The organism is Bacillus sp. RC252 (assembly GCF_044909215.1).
Taxonomy (GTDB): Bacteria; Bacillota; Bacilli; order Bacillales; family Bacillaceae_G; genus Bacillus_A; species Bacillus_A mycoides.
Genome location: NZ_JBIYDV010000005.1, coordinates 43,374 through 66,436, shown reverse-complemented (window position 1 = coordinate 66,436; position 23,063 = coordinate 43,374). Strand labels below are relative to the sequence as shown.

Annotated in this window: 22 protein-coding genes and 2 other annotated features; of the genes, 16 read left to right on the top strand and 6 right to left on the bottom strand. The window is 37.0% G+C overall.

All coding sequences use genetic code 11. The annotated features are described in order from the left end of the window. Window positions 1-66: 66 nt before the first annotated feature. Both msrA and ABH960_RS08685 read right to left on the bottom strand, forming a co-directional pair. On the bottom strand, window positions 67-603 hold the full coding sequence (gene msrA / locus ABH960_RS08690; RefSeq protein WP_002126778.1) for a peptide-methionine (S)-S-oxide reductase MsrA: 537 nt from the start codon (window positions 601-603) through the stop codon (window positions 67-69). Window positions 604-693: 90 nt separating this feature from the next. After that, window positions 694-1,452: an SDR family oxidoreductase gene (locus tag ABH960_RS08685; RefSeq protein ID WP_002126779.1), complete on the bottom strand. Its 759-nt coding sequence runs from the start codon at window positions 1,450-1,452 to the stop codon at window positions 694-696. A gap of 258 nt (window positions 1,453-1,710) precedes the next feature. Beyond that, window positions 1,711-1,956, top strand: a binding site (T-box leader). A 67-nt stretch (window positions 1,957-2,023) separates the two neighbouring features. Continuing rightward, window positions 2,024-2,262: a binding site (T-box leader), on the top strand. Window positions 2,263-2,413: 151 nt separating this feature from the next. Here ABH960_RS08685 and ilvE point away from each other — a divergent pair. The 6 genes from ilvE to ilvA are packed head-to-tail and all read left to right on the top strand — an operon-like array spanning window position 2,414 to window position 9,315. Continuing rightward, window positions 2,414-3,313 (top strand): branched-chain-amino-acid transaminase, encoded by a 900-nt coding sequence (gene ilvE / locus ABH960_RS08680; RefSeq protein ID WP_002168658.1) that lies wholly within the window; start codon window positions 2,414-2,416, stop codon window positions 3,311-3,313. Window positions 3,314-3,335: 22 nt separating this feature from the next. After that, a complete protein-coding gene (gene ilvB, locus ABH960_RS08675) occupies window positions 3,336-5,051 on the top strand; it encodes an acetolactate synthase large subunit (protein WP_404444446.1) in 1,716 nt (571 codons plus the stop codon). Further along, entirely contained in the window at window positions 5,048-5,278 is a 231-nt protein-coding gene (locus ABH960_RS08670) for an ACT domain-containing protein (RefSeq protein ID WP_002126787.1), read from the top strand. Before ilvB ends, ABH960_RS08670 begins: the two co-directional genes overlap by 4 nt. Before the next feature lie 14 nt (window positions 5,279-5,292). Then, window positions 5,293-6,294 carry a ketol-acid reductoisomerase gene (ilvC, locus tag ABH960_RS08665; RefSeq protein ID WP_404444443.1) on the top strand — a complete coding sequence of 334 codons (1,002 nt, stop codon included), beginning with the start codon at window positions 5,293-5,295 and terminating at the stop codon, window positions 6,292-6,294. A gap of 52 nt (window positions 6,295-6,346) precedes the next feature. Continuing rightward, a complete protein-coding gene (ilvD, locus tag ABH960_RS08660; protein ID WP_002012150.1) occupies window positions 6,347-8,020 on the top strand; it encodes a dihydroxy-acid dehydratase in 1,674 nt (557 codons plus the stop codon). 32 nt (window positions 8,021-8,052) lie between these two features. Next, window positions 8,053-9,315: a threonine ammonia-lyase IlvA gene (gene ilvA / locus ABH960_RS08655; RefSeq protein WP_404444439.1), complete on the top strand. Its 1,263-nt coding sequence runs from the start codon at window positions 8,053-8,055 to the stop codon at window positions 9,313-9,315. Window positions 9,316-9,414: 99 nt separating this feature from the next. Here the strand turns inward: ilvA and ABH960_RS08650 are convergent, their stop codons facing one another. Both ABH960_RS08650 and ABH960_RS08645 read right to left on the bottom strand, forming a co-directional pair. Further along, a complete protein-coding gene (locus tag ABH960_RS08650; RefSeq protein WP_033706654.1) occupies window positions 9,415-9,642 on the bottom strand; it encodes a hypothetical protein in 228 nt (75 codons plus the stop codon). 52 nt (window positions 9,643-9,694) lie between these two features. Further along, on the bottom strand, window positions 9,695-10,798 hold the full coding sequence (locus ABH960_RS08645) for a CapA family protein (RefSeq protein ID WP_404444436.1): 1,104 nt from the start codon (window positions 10,796-10,798) through the stop codon (window positions 9,695-9,697). 215 nt (window positions 10,799-11,013) lie between these two features. On the opposite strand from ABH960_RS08645, the gene ABH960_RS08640 reads away from it, so the two are divergent. From ABH960_RS08640 to ABH960_RS08630, 3 genes are all read left to right on the top strand, one after another. Next, window positions 11,014-11,733, top strand: a complete 720-nt coding sequence (locus tag ABH960_RS08640) for a DUF554 domain-containing protein (protein ID WP_404444433.1) — start codon at window positions 11,014-11,016, stop codon at window positions 11,731-11,733. A 14-nt stretch (window positions 11,734-11,747) separates the two neighbouring features. After that, a complete protein-coding gene (locus tag ABH960_RS08635; RefSeq protein ID WP_404444430.1) occupies window positions 11,748-12,614 on the top strand; it encodes a GNAT family N-acetyltransferase in 867 nt (288 codons plus the stop codon). Between the two features lie 116 nt (window positions 12,615-12,730). Then, window positions 12,731-13,945 carry a multidrug efflux MFS transporter gene (locus ABH960_RS08630; RefSeq protein WP_404444427.1) on the top strand — a complete coding sequence of 405 codons (1,215 nt, stop codon included), beginning with the start codon at window positions 12,731-12,733 and terminating at the stop codon, window positions 13,943-13,945. Window positions 13,946-14,000: 55 nt separating this feature from the next. Here the strand turns inward: ABH960_RS08630 and ABH960_RS08625 are convergent, their stop codons facing one another. Further along, window positions 14,001-14,762, bottom strand: coding sequence for a DODA-type extradiol aromatic ring-opening family dioxygenase (locus ABH960_RS08625; RefSeq protein WP_002168652.1), 762 nt, complete (start codon window positions 14,760-14,762; stop codon window positions 14,001-14,003). 209 nt (window positions 14,763-14,971) lie between these two features. On the opposite strand from ABH960_RS08625, the gene ABH960_RS08620 reads away from it, so the two are divergent. The 7 genes from ABH960_RS08620 (at window position 14,972) to ABH960_RS08590 (ending at window position 21,364) form a co-directional block, all read left to right on the top strand. Next, the gene (locus ABH960_RS08620) at window positions 14,972-15,895 is read left to right on the top strand and encodes an alpha/beta hydrolase (RefSeq protein ID WP_404444423.1); all 924 of its coding nucleotides are present in this window, start codon (window positions 14,972-14,974) and stop codon (window positions 15,893-15,895) included. A 55-nt stretch (window positions 15,896-15,950) separates the two neighbouring features. Continuing rightward, window positions 15,951-16,556, top strand: coding sequence for a pentapeptide repeat-containing protein (locus ABH960_RS08615; protein ID WP_404444419.1), 606 nt, complete (start codon window positions 15,951-15,953; stop codon window positions 16,554-16,556). An 81-nt stretch (window positions 16,557-16,637) separates the two neighbouring features. Then, window positions 16,638-17,282 (top strand): LytTR family DNA-binding domain-containing protein, encoded by a 645-nt coding sequence (locus ABH960_RS08610; RefSeq protein WP_404444416.1) that lies wholly within the window; start codon window positions 16,638-16,640, stop codon window positions 17,280-17,282. Between the two features lie 127 nt (window positions 17,283-17,409). After that, a complete protein-coding gene (scpC, locus tag ABH960_RS08605) occupies window positions 17,410-18,924 on the top strand; it encodes a succinyl-CoA:acetate CoA-transferase ScpC (protein WP_404444413.1) in 1,515 nt (504 codons plus the stop codon). A 230-nt stretch (window positions 18,925-19,154) separates the two neighbouring features. Next, entirely contained in the window at window positions 19,155-19,598 is a 444-nt protein-coding gene (locus ABH960_RS08600; RefSeq protein ID WP_404444410.1) for a GNAT family N-acetyltransferase, read from the top strand. Between the two features lie 27 nt (window positions 19,599-19,625). Continuing rightward, complete coding sequence (locus ABH960_RS08595) at window positions 19,626-19,985, top strand: YunG family protein (protein WP_404444407.1); 360 nt, start codon at window positions 19,626-19,628, stop codon at window positions 19,983-19,985. Window positions 19,986-20,038: 53 nt separating this feature from the next. After that, on the top strand, window positions 20,039-21,364 hold the full coding sequence (locus ABH960_RS08590; RefSeq protein WP_404444404.1) for a bifunctional S-methyl-5'-thioadenosine deaminase/S-adenosylhomocysteine deaminase: 1,326 nt from the start codon (window positions 20,039-20,041) through the stop codon (window positions 21,362-21,364). A gap of 208 nt (window positions 21,365-21,572) precedes the next feature. Here ABH960_RS08590 and ABH960_RS08585 read toward each other — a convergent pair whose 3' ends face one another. Next, on the bottom strand, window positions 21,573-22,949 hold the full coding sequence (locus ABH960_RS08585; protein ID WP_404444401.1) for an alpha/beta hydrolase: 1,377 nt from the start codon (window positions 22,947-22,949) through the stop codon (window positions 21,573-21,575). Between the last annotated feature and the right edge of the window lie 114 nt (window positions 22,950-23,063).

Genomic DNA, 23,063 nt, shown 5'->3' with positions numbered 1-23,063 from the left:
AATAAGAATCCTTTTTCAAAGATAAAAACGCATCGCACTTTAAAAAGAAAGCACGATGCGTTTTTATTATTTTTTTTGCCAATTTTCTTTTATAAAGTCTTCACGGCCAGATTCTTTTTGCTCGTTAGCATATTTCTCTGGATTCTTTTTATAGAAATGTTGGTGGTACTCTTCTGCTTCATAAAAAGGTGCAGCAGGAAGAATTTCAGTCACAATAGGATCTTTAAACATACCGCTTTCTGCTAGAGTTTGCTTCGATTTTTCTGCAAGCTCTTTTTGTGTTTCATTATGATAAAAAATTGCTGTGCGGTAAGAGGGACCACGGTCAAAGAATTGTCCGCCATCATCAGTTGGATCGATTTGCGGCCAATATAAATCTAGTAATTTTTGATAAGGAAAAATAGAAGGATCGAATGTAATTTGTACAACTTCTAAATGTCCAGATGTTCCAGTCTTTACTTGTTCGTATGTTGGGTTTTCTACATGACCACCTGCATAGCCGGAAAGTACTTTTTGAATACCGGGAAGCTCATCAAATGGTTTTACCATGCACCAAAAACAACCGCCTGCGAAGGTTGCGAGTTCGTATGTTTTTTCAGACATTGCTGTAATCCTCCTAAATGTATATGTTTTATATAGTATTATATAAATTGTTTTATTGCGCAATAAAAAAGATTTGAAAATATATGTTTTTTATAAACAAGATCCTCCGCTAACATCAATTAATTGTCCAGTAACCCAGCGGCTGTCTGGAGAAGCAAGAAAAGCAGCAGTATCGGCAATATCTTCTACTTCACCTAAGCGATTGAAGGCGGAAATAGTAGTAGCGTACTGTTTCATCATTGGGTCGCTCAATAGTTCTGCGTTCATATCTGTTTTAATAAAGCCTGGAAGTATTGCATTTACTGTTATTCCTCGTGCTCCGAGTTGTTTTGCAAGCGTGAAAGTCATCGTGTTAATTGCACCTTTCGTCATACTATATGCAACGAAATCAGGCAAAGAAATGCGGGTGGCAGCTGATGAAATATTAATAATTCGGCTATTATCACGTAAACGTGGTAGTGCTTGTTGAATGATAAAGAATGGTGCTTTTGCATTTACTGAAACCATTCTATCAAAAAATTGTTCAGTCGTTTCTTCAATAAAAGCACCAGGACCGATTCCAGCGTTGTTTATTAAAATATCAAATTGTGTTCCACCAGTTCTTTTTTGTAATTCGTTATCTAAAGAAATATACAGGTTGTCTACACCGTGTAAAGATTCAAGATTTGCACCGATAGAAAAAGCTAATCCGCCATTTGATTGAATTTCATGAACAGTTTCTTCAGCATCTTCTTTTCGATTTCCATAATGAACAGCAACTAATGCACCGTCGTTTGCTAACCGTTTTGCGATAGCACGCCCAATTCCTCGGCTTGCTCCTGTAACTAATGCTATTTTTCCTTTTAACATAGTTTTCTCATCTCCTCATAAATTTTATATGTTTTTAAGTTGTTTTTCTTTATGTAGTAATGCGAACATACTTAAGTAATATATGAGTATGTGTAAGAAGTTCATTCCGATTTTGTTTTGAGAAAAAATAAATAGATTTCTAGTGAATAGAATGAATTTTAATTTTTTTCTAAAAACATGTTGACAATGAAAAGAACCGCGTCCTATAATACGTGTAACAAATAAAAGTGAATTAAGAATTTTCTAACTTTATATGTTGTATATGCAAAGAAGAGGAAAGTAGATGATTATGGTCGTTTCAGAGAGCTACTCCTAGGCTGAGAGAGTAGTAGCAATCGAATCATTGAAGATCACCTCGGAGCATCGCTTGCGAAAGGGAAACTGAGTAGAGGGCGGCGGCATCGTCTCCGGTAAAAGGACGGAGGTCTGATTGGACCTATGAAGCTTATATTTCGTGAGAAGTATAAGGAAGCTGAGTGGTAACGCGAAACTCTCGCCTCAGCAATCAAAGCTACTAATTTGTAGTAGTTGATTGCTGAGGCGAGAGTTTTTATTTTAAAAAATAGAATAAAAGAATGCGAGGAAGAGGAGAGTAAATGATAAAGATTGTTTCAGAGAGCCGCCCAAAGGCTGTGAGGGTGGTAACAATTGAATCATTGAAAATCACCTCGGAGCACTGCTTTTGAAGTTAGTAAAAAGTAGCGGAGTTGTTTCCGATAGAAAAACAAAAGTCTAATTGGACTTGCAGAGCTTATATTTCGTGAGAAGTGTAAGGAAGCTGAGTGGTACCACGAGTCTCTCGTCTCAGCAATGGATTGCTACAAGTGTGTAAGTAATCGATTGTTGAGACGAGTATATTTTTAAGGTTAGTATACTGAATATTCTGTTAAAAATACTCATCTCAGCAATCGATATAGAAATAGATTGCAAAAACAGAGATAAAACAGAGGAGCGATGTGAGATGGGAAACCAGTCCATCTATATGAATGGGGAATTTGTAGAGAAAGAAAAGGCAGTTGTTTCAGTATATGATCACGGTTTTTTATACGGAGACGGTGTATTTGAAGGGATTCGTAGTTACGGAGGAAATGTATTTTGTTTAAAAGAACATGTGAAACGATTATATGAATCGGCGAAATCTATTTTACTTACAATTCCAATGACGGTAGATGAAATGGAAGAAGCAGTTGTACAAACATTGCAAAAAAATGAATACACGGATGCCTACATTCGATTAATTGTTTCAAGAGGAAAAGGTGACTTAGGGCTCGATCCGAGAAGCTGTGTGAAACCGAGCGTAATTATCATTGCAGAACAATTAAAGTTATTCCCTCAGGAATTTTATGATAATGGACTAAGCGTTGTGTCTGTTGCATCAAGACGTAATACGCCAGACGCATTAGACCCACGCATTAAGTCAATGAACTATTTAAATAACGTGCTTGTAAAAATTGAAGCGGCACAAGCGGGAGTGCTAGAGGCTCTTATGTTAAATCAACAAGGATATGTTTGTGAAGGGTCTGGAGATAATGTTTTCATTGTGAAAGATGGAAAAGTGTTAACACCTCCTTCGTACTTAGGGGCGCTAGAAGGTATTACGAGAAATAGTGTGATTGAGTTATGTGAGCGTCTAAGTATTCCATGTGAGGAAAGGCCATTTACTCGCCATGACGTATATGTAGCAGATGAAGTGTTTTTAACAGGAACTGCAGCGGAACTAATTCCTGTAGTGAAAGTAGATTCAAGAGAAATTGGAGATGGAAAACCAGGAGATGTAACAAAAAGATTAACCGAAGAATTTAAAAAATTAACGAGAGAAAGAGGAGTACGTGTTCCAGGATTGGCGGCAAGTTTAGCGTAAATAGGGAGAGGAGTTAATTAAAATGGAGGAACAGTATACAGCATGTGATGAACTGCAGAGTGAAGAAGCTACAGGTGCTGGACACGTTATTCAATGTTTGAAGAAATTAGGTGTAACGACCGTTTTCGGTTATCCAGGCGGAGCGATTTTACCAATATACGATGCGTTATACGAAAGTGGTTTAAAGCACGTTTTAACTCGTCATGAACAAGCTGCAATTCATGCAGCGGAAGGATATGCGAGAGCTTCTGGAAAGGTTGGGGTAGTCTTTGCTACCTCTGGCCCAGGGGCGACGAATTTAGTTACGGGTTTAGCAGATGCTTATATGGATTCGATTCCTTTAGTTGTCATTACAGGGCAAGTTGCAACGCCTTTAATTGGTAAAGACGGATTTCAAGAAGCGGATGTTGTCGGAATTACAGTACCTGTTACGAAGCATAATTACCAAGTTCGTGATGTAAATCATTTATCACGAACTGTGCAAGAAGCTTTTTACATCGCCGAAAGCGGGCGACCGGGACCGGTATTAATCGATATTTCAAAAGATGTTCAAAATGCAAATGTAATATGTTTCTTTAATGAAGAAGTGGAGATTCCAGGATATAAACCAGAACCTTTGTCAGACAGTTTGAAACTGAGGGAGGTAGCAAAATCAATTTCAAAAGCAAAACGCCCACTCCTTTATATCGGGGGAGGCGTCATTCATTCAGGCGGATCTGAAGAACTCATCAAGCTTGCGAGGGAGAATCGTATTCCAGTCGTTTCAACTTTAATGGGACTGGGTGCATATCCGCCGGGAGATCCGTTGTTTTTAGGAATGCTCGGTATGCATGGAACGTACACTGCAAATATGGCAGTAACAGAATGTGACTTATTACTGGCGTTAGGTGTTCGTTTCGATGATCGTGTAACAGGAAAATTAGAACTTTTTTCTCCGCATTCGAAAAAAGTACATATTGATATTGATCCTTCTGAGTTCCATAAAAATGTAACTGTAGAGCATCCGATTGTTGGTGATGTGAAAAAGGCGCTACATATGCTATTACATATGTCTATTTATTCACAAACAGATGAATGGCTTCAGAAAGTGAAGAAATGGCAAGAAGAATATCCACTTTCATATAAGCAAAAAGAATTTGAGTTAAAACCACAGCATGTTATCAACTTAGTAAGTGAATTAACGAATGGTGAAGCGATTGTCACGACAGAGGTAGGACAGCATCAAATGTGGGCTGCTCACTTTTATAAAGCGAGAAAACCACGGACTTTCCTAACATCAGGGGGATTAGGGACGATGGGATTTGGTTTTCCAGCAGCAATTGGTGCTCAGCTTGCAAAAGAAGAAGAACTTGTCATCTGTATTGCTGGTGATGCTTCTTTCCAAATGAACATTCAAGAGCTGCAAACAATTGCTGAAAATAATATTCCTGTCAAAGTATTCATCATAAACAACAAATTTTTAGGAATGGTAAGGCAATGGCAAGAAATGTTTTATGAAAACCGTTTGTCGGAATCGAGAATTGGGTCACCAGATTTTGTGAAAGTAGCAGAAGCTTATGGTGTAAAAGGGCTAAGAGCAACAAATTCGTTTGAGGCGAAAAAGGTAATGCTAGAAGCATTTTCTCATGAAGGTCCTGTCGTAGTTGACTTTTGTGTAGAAGAAGGTGAGAACGTTTTTCCGATGGTTCCGCCAAACAAAGGGAATAACGAAATGATTATGAAGAGGTGGGAAGAATGAGTCATACTTTTTCATTAGTTATTCATAACGATCCGAGCGTCTTATTACGTATAAGCGGAATTTTTGCTCGGCGTGGTTATTATATTTCTTCTTTAAGCTTAAACGAAAGAGATACAAGTGGTGTTTCTGAAGTGAAACTAACAGCAGTTTGTACTGAAAATGAAGCAACGTTACTTGTCAGTCAGTTGAAAAAATTAATCAATGTACTGCAAGTAAATAAATTATAAGGAGTGTATGGAATATGAAAACTTATTATGAGAAAGATGCAAATTTAGAGCTATTAAAAGGGAAAACAGTTGCGGTAGTCGGATATGGATCTCAAGGTCATGCACAAGCACAAAATTTACGAGATTCTGGTGTGGAAGTTGTAGTTGGTGTTCGCCCTGGTAAGTCATATGAAGTAGCAAAAGCTGATGGATTTGAAGTAATGTCTGTTTCAGAAGCGGTTCGAACCGCACAAGTTGTACAAATGTTATTGCCGGATGAACAACAAGCGTATGTATATAAAACAGAAGTAGAAGAGAATCTTCGTGAAGGACAAATGTTACTTTTCTCACATGGTTTTAATATTCACTTCGGACAAATTAATCCGCCAAGTTACGTAGATGTAGCGATGGTCGCGCCGAAAAGTCCAGGTCATCTCGTTCGCCGTGTATTCCAAGAAGGAAATGGTGTCCCAGCATTAGTCGCAGTGCATCAAGATGCAACGGGAACAGCATTAAGTGTAGCACTAGCGTATGCAAAAGGTGTAGGTTGTACACGTGCAGGTGTAATTGAAACGACATTCCAAGAAGAAACAGAGACAGACTTATTCGGTGAGCAAGCAGTACTTTGCGGAGGAGTAACAGCACTTGTGAAAGCTGGTTTTGAAACGTTAACGGAAGGTGGATATCGTCCTGAAATTGCATACTTTGAATGTTTGCATGAATTAAAGTTAATTGTTGATTTAATGTACGAAGGCGGATTAACGAGTATGCGTCATTCTATTTCAGATACGGCAGAGTTTGGAGATTATGTAACAGGATCGAGAATTGTTACAGATGAAACGAAGAAGGAAATGAAACGTGTTCTTACAGAAATTCAGCAAGGTGAATTTGCGAAGAAATGGATTTTAGAAAATCAAGCAGGGCGTCCAACGTATAGTGCGATGAAAAAAGCAGAACAAAATCATCAGCTAGAAAAAGTAGGAGCAGAGCTTCGTGAAATGATGAGCTGGATTCATGCACCGAAAGAATTAGTATAGAAATAGATTAATAGAGTATAAGTGAAAAATATGTAAGAGGGGATTTGACAAGATGAGAAGTGACATGATTAAAAAAGGTTTTGATAAAGCTCCGCATCGTAGTTTATTAAAAGCAACTGGTTTAAAAGATGAAGATTTTGATAAACCATTCATAGCAATTTGTAATTCTTTTATTGAAATTATTCCAGGTCATAAGCACTTAAATGAGTTTGGGAAACTTGTTAAAGAAGCAGTACGTGCAGCAGGCATGGTTCCATTTGAATTTAATACAATTGGAGTAGATGACGGTATTGCGATGGGTCATATCGGTATGCGTTATTCGCTTCCGAGTCGTGAAATCATTGCAGATTCAGTAGAAACGGTTGTAAATGCACACTGGTTTGACGGAATGATTTGTATTCCAAACTGTGACAAAATTACACCAGGTATGATGATGGCTGCACTTCGAATAAACATTCCAACTGTTTTCGTTTCAGGTGGTCCGATGGCAGCGGGGAAAACATCTAAAGGGGAAGTTGTCGATTTAAGTTCTGTTTTTGAAGGGGTAGGAGCCTATCAATCTGGGAAAATTTCAGAAGAAGAATTAAAGGATATTGAAGATCATGGCTGTCCATCTTGTGGTTCTTGTTCCGGTATGTTTACAGCGAACTCTATGAACTGTTTATGTGAAGTGTTAGGTTTAGCTCTTCCTGGTAACGGGAGTATTTTAGCGATTGATCCAAGACGTGAGGAGTTAATTAAACAAGCAGCAGAAAAATTAAAAATTTTAATTGAAAGAGATATTAAACCACGCGACATTGTAACAGAAGAGGCAATTGATGATGCGTTTGCACTTGATATGGCGATGGGTGGATCAACGAATACAGTATTACACACGTTAGCACTCGCACAAGAGGCGGGGTTAGATTACGATATGAACCGCATTGATGCAGTTTCAAGACGTGTACCGCATTTATGTAAAGTAAGTCCAGCTTCTAATTGGCATATGGAAGATATCGATCGCGCAGGCGGGATTAGTGCAATTTTGAAAGAGATGAGCCGAAAAGAAGGGGTACTTCACCTTGATCGTATAACTGCTACTGGGCAAACATTAAGAGAAAATATTGCTCATGCAGAGATTCAAGATAAGGAAGTTATTCATTCTCTAGAAAATCCTCATAGTGAAGAAGGAGGATTACGTATATTAAAAGGAAACCTTGCGAAAGACGGAGCGGTTATTAAAAGCGGAGCAACAGAAGTAAAACGATTTGAAGGACCTTGCGTTATTTTTAATTCACAAGATGAGGCGCTTGCCGGCATTATGCTTGGGAAAGTTAAGAAAGGAGATGTAGTTGTTATTCGCTATGAAGGACCAAGAGGCGGACCTGGTATGCCGGAAATGTTAGCACCAACATCAGCAATTGCTGGTATGGGATTAGGAGCAGATGTTGCACTTTTAACTGATGGTCGCTTCTCTGGTGCTTCACGTGGTATTTCGGTAGGGCATATTTCACCAGAAGCAGCAGCTGGCGGAACGATTGCACTTCTTGAACAAGGAGATATTGTATGTATTGATGTTGAGGAACGCTTGTTAGAAGTGAGAGTTAGTGATGAGGAATTAGAGAAGCGTAAAAAAGGGTGGAAACGACCAGAACCAAAAGTGAAAACTGGGTGGCTTGGACGTTATGCACAAATGGTAACATCGGCGAATACAGGTGCAGTTCTGAAAATCCCGAATTTTGATTGAGCCAATATAAAAAGAGATAAGGATGATATAAAATGGTGCAAAATGTAAAGGAGAGAGTGAAAATTGAAGATATCTTAATGGCTCATAATTGCATGAAAGATATCGTTATTAAAACACCGTTACAACGAGATTCAGTTTTATCTGAGAAATATGAATGTGACGTATATGTTAAGCGAGAAGATTTACAAGTTATTCGTTCTTTCAAAATTCGTGGTGCGTATAATTTAATTCAAAGTTTACCGAAAGAAAAGTTACAAAATGGTGTTGTTTGTGCAAGTGCTGGTAATCATGCACAAGGAGTTGCTTATACGTGTAATTTATTGAAGATTCCGTCAAAAATTTTCATGCCGACAACGACACCTAAGCAAAAAGTATCACAAGTTGAATTTTTCGGTGGTGATTTCGCAGACATTGTATTAGTTGGTGATACATTTGATAGTTCTTTCCAAGAGGCGCAGCGCTATTGTGTAGAAAATAGGATGACATTTGTACATCCGTTTGATGATCCGTATGTCGTTGCTGGTCAAGGAACAGTCGCTGTTGAAATTATGCATGATATGGAGAAACCAGTTGATTATATATTTACAGCAATTGGCGGTGGTGGATTAGCATCTGGTATTGGTACATATGTAAAGGGGGTTAGTCCTACTACAAAGGTAATCGGTGTAGAACCGATGGGAGCTGCATCTATGAAAGAAGCTTTTCTTCAAAATGAAAATGTTGCATTAGAAAAGATTGATAGTTTTGTTGATGGAGCAGCTGTTAAGAAGGTAGGAAGGTTAACTTTTGAAACATGTAAAGATGTAATTGATGATATTGTTTTAGTACCGGAGGGAAAGGTTTGTACAACGATTTTAGAACTGTATAAGAAAAATGCGATTGTAGCAGAGCCAGCTGGTGCGCTTTCTATTGCGGCACTTGATCTATACAGAGATGAAATAAAGGGAAAAACAGTTGTATGCACGTTAAGTGGTGGAAATAATGATATTGATAGAATGCAAGAAATGAAAGAACGATCCCTTATTCATGAAGGATTAAAGCACTATTTCATCATTGAATTTCCGCAACGTTCAGGAGCACTACGAGAGTTTCTTGATAAAGGATTAGGACCGGAAGATGATATTACTCGCTTTGAGTATATTAAGAAACATAATAAAGAAAATGGTCCAGCTTTAGTGGGGGTAGAATTAAAGCATAAGGAAGACTATGAAGCTTTAATTACTCGTTTTCAAGAAAATAACATTCAATTCGTGGAGCTTAATAAAAATCCTGTGCTGTTTGATTTACTTATTTAATAAAAGAAAAGAGTTAATATACAATTCTACTTGAAATAAAAAAGATAGATACAAGCGGAGGGAAATCCTGCTTGTTCTATCTTTTTTATTCTTTGAAAGTTAAACGAAATACGCTCCATATTCAAGAAGGATAAAGCTAGTTAACCAAAAAAGTATTGCAATACGAATGATTACATATATTGTGAATTCAAAGGGAGTAAGTTTTCTCTCTCGCTTTACTTTTCTTAGAAGTCTAACAGAAAAAAATGAACATAAAAGCAGGATCGCTATAGATATTTTATACACGTTTTCTAACAGACTTATATTTTCTAATAAGCTTTTCAGCATGTTCATCACCTATCCCGTAATGTATGTTACAGAGAAATGAATCTCGTACTGTTTAGTTGCGTTTGTTTATTATTTTCCCAGTATCATCAATTTCTACATCAGTTGAAACCGTTTGTAAATATTGCAGTGCTTTTTTCTTTTCTTCTTCATTTACAGGAGAAACTTGGTTGTTGCGAATGATGTAAGGATTGAATGACATTTGGACATCCTTACCTTTAAAGGTTAAAGTTAATACGCCTGTTTCGGCACTCTTTCCATTTACATAATTCGGGAATAAAAAGTTTCCTAACGAGTATGCGATAGGAACTTTATTGTAATACTCAAATCCTTGTAACCAATGCGGGTGACTTCCAACGATTGCATCAGCACCCGCCTCTACCATTTTCGGAACATATTGTTTCTGGTATTCTATTGGACGATTAGATTTTTCGACGCCCCAATGCATATAGACGATTACATAATCAGCATCTTTCTTTTGCTCTTGAATCGTTTTTGTTACAAGATCTAGGTCATATCCGTTTGCAACGCCGGGTTTATTGTCACCAGCTACCCAATTAAAGTTGGGCATAAAGCGTACAAAGGAAAGAAATTTAAACTTTTTTCCTTTTACAGTTAGTTCACGAGCAGTATAAGCATCTTCAGCATTTTTTCCGGCTCCAGTGTAAGGTAGTTTTAATTTTTCGACGTGAGAAATGGTGTCTAGTAGTCCATCTTGCCCATAATCAAGCGTATGGTTATTGCCAATGTTCACGATGTCATATCCGGTGTTTTTAATGGCTTGTAGTGTGGATGGATCACTTTTAATCCAAAATTGTTGCCCAGTTACTTTTTGTTCTCTCGTTGTAAATGCTGACTCTAAATTAACAAAAGAAATATCAGCTTTCGTTATTTCTTCTTTTACGTGTTGGAATGGATAATCAGCCCCATTTTTTTCGATTACGGGACGTAATTGCCAATCGAACATTGTATCACCAGAGAAGGTGAGTGTGATTTCCGGGTCTTCTATTTTCTTTTCACTTGTTGAAGCTGTTTTACTAGATTTGTTTTGCAAATCGGGTTTGTCTTTCGCTTTTGAAATAAAAGAGTAGTTAACTAATAAAACAATTGGTGTAATGCAAAAGGCTATTAACAGAAATCGTTTTAGTAAAGTTTTCATAAATACCTTCCCTTTTGAGTTTATACCGCAATTTGTGGGCAGTAAAACTCGCGCTAGTTAAAGTTTCACTTTATGTATAACTACAAAAAATTGCGGTTTATGTAGTGAAAACATTTGTTAATATTCTCAATATTAAGTTAACATATAGATAACCTGTAAATCAATGTATAAACCAAAATATAGAAATAAAGAATTCGAAGGGTGAAGAACGAGAGATGGTTATATTAGGAGCGGTTGTAAATGGGATTTGTATTATATTTGGTACTTTACTAGGAAAATTATTTAGTAGGATTCCAGAAAGTATGAAGGGAACAATTATGCATGCAATCGGTTTAGCGGTTACTGTGCTTGGACTTCAAATGGCATTGAAAAGTGAAAGTTTTCTTGTTGTCATTTTAAGTTTAGTTATTGGTACCGTCATCGGGGAATGGCTACAACTAGAGGAAAAGTTAAAGCTGTTAGGAGATTGGCTAGAAAATAAAGTTGGATCGAAAGGGAAAGGGAGCATATCAGAAGGGTTTGTAACAGCTACTTTAATTTTTGCAATTGGTGCGATGGGGATACTTGGTGCACTCGACAGCGGGATTCGCGGAAATCATGATATTTTATTTACAAAGGCGATTATTGATGGATTTATTTCTATTATATTAACGACAACTTTAGGAATTGGCGTAGTATTTTCGGCGATTCCAGTTATTTTATACGAAGGAGGTATTGCGGTTTTTGCAACACAAATTAATAGTTTGGTCCCGAAAGCATTAATGAATCAATTTATAGTGGAAATGACAGCTACAGGTGGTATTATGATAGCCGCTATTGGCTTGAACTTACTTGGTGTTATTAAAATTAAGGTGGCAAATTTACTTCCAGGCATATTAATGGTTGGAGTAATTGTTTCTATTATATATGGTTATGGTTTGATAATAAGTCATTAGGGGAAGGGATATAGATGGTGGAATTCCAATTTACAAAACGTGCATATAAAATATTGGAGATCGCAGCAGAAGAGGCTGAGTGTAGTAAAGGTATTATCCATCCAGTTCATCTATTTATAGGAGCTTGTAAGGAAGGTACTGGAGTTTGCGCGGAGTTACATATGTATTTATTTCATACGGTGGGTATGGATTTTTTAGCAAAGATATCGTTACTCCAACAATATTATGAAAATGATATAGAATACATAAATGTTGGGGAGTTTAAAGTTTCAAATAAGACGATAGAAGTTTTAAAAGTAGCGAAGAAACGGATGGAACGTTTTCAGCAAATAGTAATAAATGAAGGGCATGTTTTATATGCAATTTTTCAAGGGGATGAAGTTATTAATAAGGTTATAAGTGAAAAGACGAAAAAAGATGTATTGCAAATTACATCTGAACCAAGAGACTTGACGGTTGCATTAACAAGATCTGATCCTATTTGTAATAGTTTAAGCTGTAATATTAGAAAAGCGATTTCTTCTGATTTTGAAAAGTTGGCACGTTTTGTTAAGGATGAATTTGGGGAGCGTTGGTTAAAATCTTTAGATTATGGATTTCGGACATATAAAGAAGAGTTACCTATTTTTATTGCTGAACAAGGAGGAGAAATCATTGGTTTCGCTTGTTATGATGTTGTGAGAGGAAAGAAAGGGCTGTTTGGCCCGATGGGTACAGCGAAACATAATCGTGTGAACGGTGTTGGGAAGACGTTATTGAATCATTGTTTATATAACATGAAGAAAATCGGATATGAGTATGCAATTATAGGACAAGCAGGTCCGATTGAGTTTTACGAGCGATGCTGTAATGCACGTTTAATACCAATAGGAGATAATTAACTCTATCCCTTTGCAAAGAATGCAAAGGGATAGAGTTTTATTATGTATAAAGCAAATTACTAAACTTTTTACAAGAAAGGGTGTAGAATGGGTATCTAATGAAAGAAGGTGTGAAAATGGCCAACTGGAAACGAAATTTAATGATTTGTTGGCTGGGTTGTTTTACCACTGCAGCCGGTATGAGTTTAGTAATTCCTTTTTTATCTTTTTATATTGAGGAATTAGGGGTGACCGGCACTGCTAGTATTGCACAGTGGTCGGGACTTGCATTTGGTGTGACATTTTTAATGGGTGCGATCGTATCACCAATATGGGGCAAGCTTGGTGATATACATGGACGGAAATTGATGCTTATACGTGCTAGCCTTGGTATGGCGATAATTATGACGCTTATGGGGTTTGTGACAGATGTGTATCAATTAGTCGCACTTCGGTTTTTAATGGGATCGGTATCAGGTTTCCTTTCTACAGCGATGACATTTATTGCAGCAGAAACTCCGAAAGAGCATTCAGGTTGGGCAATTTCCACAATTTCAACTGGGGGCGTGAGCGGTTCTTTACTTGGCCCGTTACTTGGAGGATATTTGTCTGAGTTAATTGGAATGCGCCATGTTTTTCTTGTTACAGGAGCTTTTTTATTCCTTTCTTTTCTCATCGTTTTTTTCTTTCTACATGAAGAGAATCACTCCGCTCAAGCAAAAAAAGTACAACCGAAAAAAGTATGGACGATGGTTCCAGCAAAGCATTTAATTATTAGTTTATTTGTAACAACATTTATTATTCAACTTGCGAACATGTCAATTCAACCTATTATTACATTGTATGTAAAGAATTTAGAAGGCCCAGGAACAGCTCATATTGAAATGATTGCAGGCGCAGTCATGTCTGCGACAGGTTTAGCTATTATTATGGCAGCTCCTAAGTTAGGTAGATTATCAGATCGTATTGGACCTCAAAAAACGTTAGTTGTGGCGTTGTTTGCGGCAGGAATTATTTTTATTCCGCAAGCATTTGTAACCTCAGCTTGGCAACTATTAATTCTTCGCTTTTTATTAGGTATTGCACAAGCAGGACTATTACCTTCCGTACAAACTCTACTAAAACAACATACACCAACCCATGTAACGGGACGAATATTTGGATATAATCAATCGTTTCAGTTTTTAGGAAATATGATTGGGCCAGTACTTGGTGGACAAATTGCAGCTCATGCAGGCTTCCAATATGTTTTCTTCTCTACATCATCACTATTATTTATTGCGTGCATTTGGGTTTATTTTCATAGTAAGAACGAAGAGGTATCAGAGAAACGACATTTGGAAGTTAGTTAACTATGTGAATGAAAAACAGAAAAAGGATGAAGCAATATTGCTTCATCCTTTTTCATTAAAATTGAAGGCAAAGATAACTTAATGTACCAAGCTCGTAGCTACGGTGAATGACCGTACCGTCGTTCTCACCACTACCCATCGCGATAAATAGAGGAACAAAATGTTCCGCTCTTGGTACAGCTAATTGTGCATGAGGAGCATTTCTTTCCCAGTTAAACAATGCATCTTTATCGCCAGTATGCATATGATTTATAATCCAATCATCAAATTCAATCGCCCATTGTTCCGGAGTTGTTTCATTCCATTTTAATGCTCGTAAATTATGAACAGTAACTCCGCTGCCGATTACTAAAATATCTTCTTGTCCAAGTCCTTTTAGTGCTTCTCCAATTTCAAATTGTTCTTTTGCAGGAAGGAATGGATTTACTGATATTTGTACGACAGGAATATTGGCTTCTGGGTACATACGATGCAGGAGTGTCCATGAGCCATGATCTAAACCTCTCGTCATATTATGATGGACTGGAATGCCTTTGTTTTTAAATTTTGTTTCTAGCATAGACGCAATGCTAGAAGAGCCTTTCGCATGATATTTGATTTCGTATAACTCAGGAGGAAAACCTCCAAAGTCATAAATTGTTTCATATACTTCATCTGAAGAGGAGATCGTTAATACTTCACTTTCCCAGTGAGCGGTAAAAATAACAATAGCTTTCGGTTTATATGTTTCTCCAAGTGTCTTTAAAAAGCGTGTATAGTCTGTATCTTGAATAGCAAGCATAGGTGATCCATGTGCTAAAAATAGTGAGGGCATCATGATTAAAACCTCCTAAAAATATATTAATTACTTTATGTAAGTAACTATATAATTTTATTTTAAATTCGTCAAGATAATAGTTTAATATGTAATCGGAAAAATAGATCATTTGTCATAATGAAAGCAATTGCATATAATACATAATAAGAATAATGAATGTTTATTCATTATAAAAAAAGATATACATAATAGATTTGGAGGCTGTCGGAATGAGCATACAGGAAAATTTCGTTACGGCATTGGATAAATCGGAAATTTACTTGCGTAAATGGTTACCAGAAGGAAATCCGCGGGGAATTGTTCAAATTGCACATGGTATGACAGAACATGCAGGTGTTTATACAGAATTTATTGATGCCTTATTAGAAGCAGGATATGGTGTTTATGCTCATGATCATAAAGGGCATGGAAAAACAGTAAAAAGAGAAGAAGACTATGGTCATTTTGAACCAAATGTAGGTTGGAATCAGGCTGTGTCTGATGTTATCTTTGTTTCGGAAATGATAAAAGAAGAGCAGACATGCCCGTTATTTTTACTTGGACATAGTATGGGTTCTTTTTTATCAAGACGTGCTGTACAACTGAAAGGGGAATTATATGATGGATTCCTTATTTCAGGAACTGGTGGAAATCCAGGGCTTTTAGGAAGTATCGGTCATAAAGTGGCGACAATTGAGATGAAATTACGCGGGGCAAAAACGAAAAGTCCGATGCTAAACTTTTTATCTTTCGGAAACTTTAATTCACACTTTAAACCAAATCGTACAAAATTTGATTGGTTATCTTCAGATAATAATCAAGTTGATAAATATATTGCGGATCCGTTATGTGGATTCATTTGTACGACTAGTTTTTATCGAGAATTATTTTCTGGTGTATTAGAAGTAAATAAACTAGAAGAGTTCAAGAAAACACCGAAAAACCTTCCGATACATATTTTTTCAGGTGATCGTGATCCTGTTGGGGATATGGGGAAAGGTGTAAAAGAAGTATATGAAAATTATAAAAAATGTGATGTGAAAGATGTAACACTTCGTTTATATGAAAATGGAAGACATGAAATGTTCCATGAAGTAAATCGAGATGAAGTATTTCAAGATTTGATTTCTTGGCTAGATAAGCATATTGTATGAGAAGAAACCTCACTTTTTTGAAGTGAGGTTTCTTTAAGGAGATGGAGGAATAGTTATGAGTGAATTTGTTAATAAAGAATATGTAGAAATAGATTTTCAAGATGTTTTGATTAAAGAAGAGGAATTGAAGAATTGTACTTTCATAAAATGCCGTTTTAGAGGGATAGATGCATCGGAAGTTTCTACTGAAAATTGTAATTTCATAGAATGTGATTTTACCGGTGCTCTTTTTAACGCTTCTATCCATCAAAGAACGACATTTGCGAATTGTAAGTTTGTTGGTGCGAATTTATTCGTATCGAAGTTTGAAGAATGTAAAATGACCGGCTCTGATTTTGAAGAAGCGAATTTAGACGGAATAACTATAATATCGGGTGATTGGTCCTATACGAATTTAAGGTTTGCGAATTTAAGTAAACAAATGCTAAAGGGTATACGTTTAATTGAAGCTGACCTATATGAATGTAATTTAGAAAAAGCAGATTTACGTGAAGCGGATTTAACGGGTGCACAATTAGGCAAGGTAAAACTTAGCGGCGCAGATTTAAGAGGAGCTGTAGTTGATAGAGTTGATTTTAAAAGTTTCGATTTAAAAAATGTAAAATTAGATATAGCGCAGGCAGTTGCAGTAGCAAGATGTTATGGGGCTAAGGTGAACTAAATTGTTTGTAAAACCGTTCAAAATGCTGAACGGTTTTTTAAATCATAATAGTAGTATAATAGTGAATGAGGTGTTTATAGTATGGAAGATAAAACATTAGGTATACTACTAGATGTTGTTGGGGAATTATTTTCAGATGAAATATCAATCGCCGTTTCGAATACGAAAGAATATATTTACTATCGGCCAAGTAAACGAATTGATTTAAAGATTAGCACCGGTGATCCTATTAAGGAAGGGACAATTGCTCATAAAGCAATGGTAACGAAGCAAAAAGCCTCTGAATTTATTAACCGGGATGTTTTCGGTATTCCTTATCATGGAATGGCCGTACCATTTTCAAATAATGGAAAGATTGAAGGTTGCGTGACGGCAATTTATCCAGCTTTAACGGATGGTAAGTCAGTCGTTACTTTAAAAACAACAGACGGATGGGTTCCGGTTCCTTTTTCAAAGGTGATGTATTTAGAGGCTAAAGATAAAAAGACGTATGTGAATTCAGAAGAGTTAACAGGAACACATAAGTACTCTCTACAAGAATTCGAATATTTGCTTCCGAAAGATTCATTTATTAGGTGTCACCGTTCATTTATTGTAAATGTTAATCATATTAAAGCGATTTATCCTGATACCCATTCTACTTTTTTACTTTCTATGGATAACGGAGAGAGAGTACCAGTTAGTCAATCATACGCCAGTTATTTTCGTAAGCTTCTAGGATTCTAAATTATTCTGCTTTAGAACCTAGATTTGCTGTTTTATCTGAATTTTCGGCATTGTATACTAAAATCCCTATTTTCATAGTGTTAATGTGTAAAATAATTATGAATATTCATTAAGAGAGGGATTACATATGGAGAATAATTTGGATAGAATCAGGGATCAACGTTTAAAAGATCGGGTAGTTACACCTGAAGAAGCAGCTTCATGGATTGAAAGTGGAATGACTTTAGGATTAAGTGGATTTACACGTGCTGGGGATGTAAAAGCAGTCCCGTTTGCGCTGGTGAACCGAGTGAAGAATGATAAATCTTTTAAAGTAAATGTTTATACAGGGGCTTCCTTAGGTTCGGATGTAGATAAATTATTTGCTGAGGCAGGAATTTTAGGGAAAAGATTGCCTTTCCAAGCCGATGCGACTATGCGAAAAGGAATTAATAACGGAGACTTTTTATTTGTGGATCAGCACTTATCTCATACAGCAGAGCTACTCCGTGCTGACGTTATGGATATAGATGTCGCTATTTTGGAAGCGGTTGCGATTACTGAAGACGGCATGATTATTCCAACCACTTCAATTGGAAATTCCTTAGCATTTTCCTTAAATGCTAAGTCCATTATTATTGAAATGAATATGGCTCAATCTACGCAACTAGAGGGGCTGCATGATTTATATGAACCAGGTAAACAAGGGGAAAGACTTCCGATTCCGCTTGCAAAAACGGATGATCGAATTGGAACGATCGGTATCCCGATTGATGCAGAAAAAGTGAAGGGGATTGTGTTTACGAATCAACTGGATTCACCATCGACAATTGTTCCTCCAGATGAAGAAACTGTCATTATGGCACAACATTTAATAGAGTTCCTTCGAGAAGAAGTTAAAGTAGGCCGATTAACAAAGAGTTTAGCACCGTTACAATCGGGAATTGGTTCAGTTGCTAATGCAGTATTGCACGGCATGCTAGATTCGGAGTTTGAAGATTTAGAAGTGTATTCTGAAGTTTTACAGGATGCGGTCTTTGATCTAATGGATGCTGGGAAAGTCAATTTTGCTTCCTGCTGCTCCATCACGCTTTCTGAAGAGAAAATGCAACAAGTATTTTCCGACTTTGAAAAATATCGTGACAAATTAATGATGCGCCCGCAAGAGATTTCTAATCACCCTGAAATCATTCGCCGCCTCGGATTAATCTCGATTAATACTGCTTTAGAATTAGATATATACGGAAATGTTAACTCCACTCACGTTTTAGGTACAAAAATGATGAACGGTATTGGTGGTTCTGGTGATTTTGCAAGAAATGCACGTCTAGCGATTTTTGTTACGAAATCGATTGCAAAAGATGGTAACATTTCAAGTATCGTTCCTTTCGTTTCTCATGTAGACCATACTGAACACGATGTAGATGTTATCGTCACTGAACAGGGCTTTGCTGACCTAAGAGGACTAGCGCCAAGAGAAAGAGTGAAACTAATTATTGAGAATTGCGCACATCCAATGTATCGTGACCAGCTAAGAGCTTATTTCGAAGAAGCACAAACAAGAGGTGGACAAACGCCTCATGTTTTAGAAAAAGCTTTTTCTTGGCATACGAATTATGCTAAAAATGGAACAATGCTTGAAGCGGTAGTAGAAACTATATAGTTATGTAGTATAAAAATAGTAAAACAAATGATTTTCAATATAATATGCCATAAAGGTTAAAAGAAAAAGAACGCCAATTTTCAGGAATGGCGTTCTTTTTCTTTTAAAAAATTGTTACCTATAATAAAGATTTATAAAAGTAATCTCTTATTTACGTAAATAAGAGGTTTTTTAAATTACTTTTCGAATCACTTTAAGAGTTTATATATCGAAGGTAAGGAGAAAGAATCATGAAGATAAGAAAAGCGTTATTAAGTGAAGCAAATGAATTAAGTGAACTCGCGCTACATTCAAAAGCAACGTGGAATTATAGCGAAGAATTTATTCTTGCTTGTAAGGGAGATTTAACAGTTACAGAAGAGTACATAAAAAATAATTTTGTATATGTTTTAGAAAATGATAATACGAAGATTGGTTTTTTCTCATTTTTACGTGACGATAATGCTCTCGATTTCCTATACATTCATCCTCGTTTTAAAGGGAAAGGCTACGGGAAAATACTTTGGGAGAATGTAATAGAAAAAGCGAAGGAACTAGGATTAAAAAGTTTTACGATTGATAGTGATCCGAATGCAAAAGGATATTATTTAAAGATGGGAGCAAAGTTAATCGGAGAGACGTCATCAACAGTATTTAAAAATCGTCTTTTACCACTTTTGCAATATGAAGTGTAAAACGATTGATAGTAGGGGAAGATGAAAATGGATAATGTAAAGAAAAAACAAATATATGAAGCTTTGATAAGATCTTGGTCAATAGAAACGAGCTCTAAGTGGACAAGTGAAAATCCAGCAAAGGGACAGTGTGGTGTAACGGCTTTAGCCATTCAAGATATATGCGGAGGGCAAATCAAGAAGACAAAAATAGGAGAGGTGTGGCACTTTTATAACTGTATAGATGGACATAGGTTTGATTTTACAGAGGCTCAATTCAATGAAAACCTGAATTATTTGGATATGGAATCAAATCGGGAAGAAGCGTTTGCAGATACAAATGAAAAACAATATAGCATTTTGAAGGAAAAGATAATGAAAGAATTAAAATTATCTTTTGACTCTTAATCTTTAATAAGTTACTATAATGGTGGTAACTTATTAAAGGGAACTTCATAGAGTTGAAAGGGGAAATACTTTTGAAAACAACTTATGTAAACGCTACAATCGTAACGATGAATGAACAAAACGAAGTGATAGAAAATGGATATATCATTGTAGAAAATGATCAAATTATAGATGTAAATAGCGGAGAATTTGCTAATAATTTTGAAGTAGATGAAGTAATTGACATGAAAGGAAAGTGGGTTTTACCAGGGCTTGTAAATACACATACACACGTTGTAATGAGTCTCTTAAGAGGGATTGGAGACGATATGTTATTACAACCATGGCTTGAGACGAGAATTTGGCCACTTGAAAGCCAGTTCACTCCAGAGCTTGCGGTCGCTAGTACGGAATTAGGATTACTTGAAATGGTGAAAAGTGGTACAACATCATTTTCTGACATGTTTAATCCAATTGGAGTAGATCAAGATGCAATTATGGAAACGGTATCAAGGAGTGGGATGCGAGCTGCTGTTTCAAGAACTTTATTTAGCTTCGGAACGAAAGATGATGAAAAGAAAGCAATTGAAGAAGCTGAGAAATATGTGAAGCGTTACTATAACGAAAGTGGTATGTTAACTACGATGGTTGCACCGCATAGTCCATATACATGTTCCACAGAACTGTTAGAAGAATGCGCACGTATTGCAGTAGAAAATCAAACGATGGTTCATATTCACCTTTCGGAAACAGAGCGTGAAGTACGTGATATTGAAGCACAGTACGGAAAACGTCCAGTAGAATATGCAGCAAGTTGCGGATTGTTTAAACGCCCAACAGTTATTGCGCACGGTGTAGTGTTAAATGAAAATGAGCGTGCATATTTAGCAGAACATGATGTTCGAGTGGCACATAACCCGAATAGTAATTTAAAACTAGGATCTGGTATAGCGAATGTAAAAGCGATGCTAGAAGCAGGAATGAAAGTAGGAATTGCAACAGATAGTGTGGCATCTAATAACAATTTAGATATGTTTGAAGAAATGCGTATAGCGACTTTACTGCAAAAAGGTATTCACCAAGATGCAACAGCGTTACCAGTTGAAACAGCTCTTACACTTGCGACTAAAGGAGCTGCTGAAGTAATCGGTATGAAACAAACAGGATCACTTGAGGTTGGAAAGTGTGCCGATTTTATTACGATTGACCCATCTAATAAGCCGCATTTACAACCAGCAGACGAAGTATTATCGCATCTTGTATATGCTGCTAGTGGAAAAGATATTAGCGATGTAATTATTAACGGAAAGCGTGTCGTTTGGAATGGCGAATGTAAAACGTTAGATGAAGAGCGTATTATATTTGAAGCAAGTCGTTATAAACGAGGTTTACAAAGATAGGTATTTTCAGGCTGTGGAGAAAGTCTTCTCCACAGCTCATTTTTGTGCCTGAACCTTCTTTTATGTGCCAGCACTGATAAAAAGAGGGAAAGGAGAGGTTTCTTATTAGTGTTGATTAATAAAATAGAAGAGAATGATTTAGTTAAAATCACTAGTTTCAAAAAAGCCTTCACGCAATGATGATTGCATGAAGGCTTTCGATGTTTTCTTATTTTTTTGTCTCATTGACCCATGTAATAATGTCCTGGATGACGTACTCGGGAACATTTGCAGGGATTTCGTACTCACTTGGAAGACTCAATTCCCCGTCACCCTCCGTGAAGAAATGATTCAATTTCGGGTATTCTTTGAACTGAACATTCCCGCGGTTTGAAAGTCCCTCCTGCCATTTTGTATATTCATCTTTTACTGTTACTTGATAATCGCGTGCCCCTTGCAGAATCAGTAAAGGCTCTTTTCGTGATTTTGCCTCCTCAACTGGACGCCACCTAGTAACATCATACATAAAGTGAGGAGACGGAAACGGAAAATTGTAGTCAGCTGGTGGATGGTCAGGATTGAAAGTAGGATCCAGGATAAAAGCGAACTGTCTTTTTAGTTCATCGATTACTTCCTTTGGCGCCCCAAGGTATTGACTCACATCAATGGCAGTGTCAGTCAAAGGGCGTGCAGGTGGTGCGAGTAAGATACTACCTCGAACAAGTGAGGAAGGCGCTTTGCTCAGTATACGCGGCATTGTGCCAGCTCCTTGGCTATGTCCGAGAATGAAAATATTATTTGGATCAATGCCTTCCTGCTGCGCTGCTGACTTTGCTGCATATATGGCATCATCTGTAGTATCACGATCTAACGTAACAGGTTCTGCACTCATCTTTAATGCATGTTCTAAGGTACGTTTTTCATAGCGCAACACTGCAATTCCGTTGGATGAAAGGCCCACCGCAAGGTCTCGTAAGATTTTTGTTCCCAAATAGGTAGCATCGCGATCATGGATGCCAGCACCATGAACAAGAACAACTACGGGTACCTTTTCACCAGGCTTATGTTTCGGAACTGTTAATGTGGCTGGTAACGGATAAGTAGAATTTCCAATGACGATTTCACGTTCTTGATAGGAAGCAGGTTGGTCATAGCTAGGATGCGGAATGTAAGATTCCTGGGGCGGCCTTTCCCCAACTTCATCTACTTTCCCGCCAGGTGTGAATTTAATGAGTAGCGGTATGGTAGTTCCTTCAATAGCTCCTGGAATTTCCACCGTCTGATGGACCAAGTTTCGTTCTTTTATTACAGGTGTTCCCATGATTTTTATCCCACTTTGTGTCCACCAATTTTGTAATGTGTTTGCTGTAAACTTGGATTGAAAAGCAGCAGACGTCAACTGGAGTGCCTCTGCATACTTACCTTGCTGGAGATATTCAAAAAATAATGATGTACGCTCCGTTAAAGAGACTAGTTTCTTTTCTGCAGATTGTTCCTCACGTGTATCTGCGTGAATAGCTGTTGTAAGCGGGAAAGATGAAACGCCTAAAGAAAAGAGTAGGCTAAAGGAAAGTACTGATTTTTGTATTTTCTTTTTTTTATTCATGTTTTAACCTCCAATATGTGATGGCAAAAAACAGGTATGGTAATTAAAGTTCTGGTGCAAAAACTTCAAAATATCTGCAAGTAATCTCCCAAACTTGGACCTACTGATATTATT

Coding starts and splice junctions, on each gene's coding strand:
- msrA (WP_002126778.1), bottom strand. CDS start 603: ATGTCTGAAAAAACATACGAACTCGCAACCTTCGCAGGCGGTTGTTTT.
- ABH960_RS08685 (WP_002126779.1), bottom strand. CDS start 1,452: ATGTTAAAAGGAAAAATAGCATTAGTTACAGGAGCAAGCCGAGGAATT.
- ilvE (WP_002168658.1), top strand. CDS start 2,414: ATGGGAAACCAGTCCATCTATATGAATGGGGAATTTGTAGAGAAAGAA.
- ilvB (WP_404444446.1), top strand. CDS start 3,336: ATGGAGGAACAGTATACAGCATGTGATGAACTGCAGAGTGAAGAAGCT.
- ABH960_RS08670 (WP_002126787.1), top strand. CDS start 5,048: ATGAGTCATACTTTTTCATTAGTTATTCATAACGATCCGAGCGTCTTA.
- ilvC (WP_404444443.1), top strand. CDS start 5,293: ATGAAAACTTATTATGAGAAAGATGCAAATTTAGAGCTATTAAAAGGG.
- ilvD (WP_002012150.1), top strand. CDS start 6,347: ATGAGAAGTGACATGATTAAAAAAGGTTTTGATAAAGCTCCGCATCGT.
- ilvA (WP_404444439.1), top strand. CDS start 8,053: ATGGTGCAAAATGTAAAGGAGAGAGTGAAAATTGAAGATATCTTAATG.
- ABH960_RS08650 (WP_033706654.1), bottom strand. CDS start 9,642: ATGCTGAAAAGCTTATTAGAAAATATAAGTCTGTTAGAAAACGTGTAT.
- ABH960_RS08645 (WP_404444436.1), bottom strand. CDS start 10,798: ATGAAAACTTTACTAAAACGATTTCTGTTAATAGCCTTTTGCATTACA.
- ABH960_RS08640 (WP_404444433.1), top strand. CDS start 11,014: ATGGTTATATTAGGAGCGGTTGTAAATGGGATTTGTATTATATTTGGT.
- ABH960_RS08635 (WP_404444430.1), top strand. CDS start 11,748: ATGGTGGAATTCCAATTTACAAAACGTGCATATAAAATATTGGAGATC.
- ABH960_RS08630 (WP_404444427.1), top strand. CDS start 12,731: ATGGCCAACTGGAAACGAAATTTAATGATTTGTTGGCTGGGTTGTTTT.
- ABH960_RS08625 (WP_002168652.1), bottom strand. CDS start 14,762: ATGATGCCCTCACTATTTTTAGCACATGGATCACCTATGCTTGCTATT.
- ABH960_RS08620 (WP_404444423.1), top strand. CDS start 14,972: ATGAGCATACAGGAAAATTTCGTTACGGCATTGGATAAATCGGAAATT.
- ABH960_RS08615 (WP_404444419.1), top strand. CDS start 15,951: ATGAGTGAATTTGTTAATAAAGAATATGTAGAAATAGATTTTCAAGAT.
- ABH960_RS08610 (WP_404444416.1), top strand. CDS start 16,638: ATGGAAGATAAAACATTAGGTATACTACTAGATGTTGTTGGGGAATTA.
- scpC (WP_404444413.1), top strand. CDS start 17,410: ATGGAGAATAATTTGGATAGAATCAGGGATCAACGTTTAAAAGATCGG.
- ABH960_RS08600 (WP_404444410.1), top strand. CDS start 19,155: ATGAAGATAAGAAAAGCGTTATTAAGTGAAGCAAATGAATTAAGTGAA.
- ABH960_RS08595 (WP_404444407.1), top strand. CDS start 19,626: ATGGATAATGTAAAGAAAAAACAAATATATGAAGCTTTGATAAGATCT.
- ABH960_RS08585 (WP_404444401.1), bottom strand. CDS start 22,949: ATGAATAAAAAAAAGAAAATACAAAAATCAGTACTTTCCTTTAGCCTA.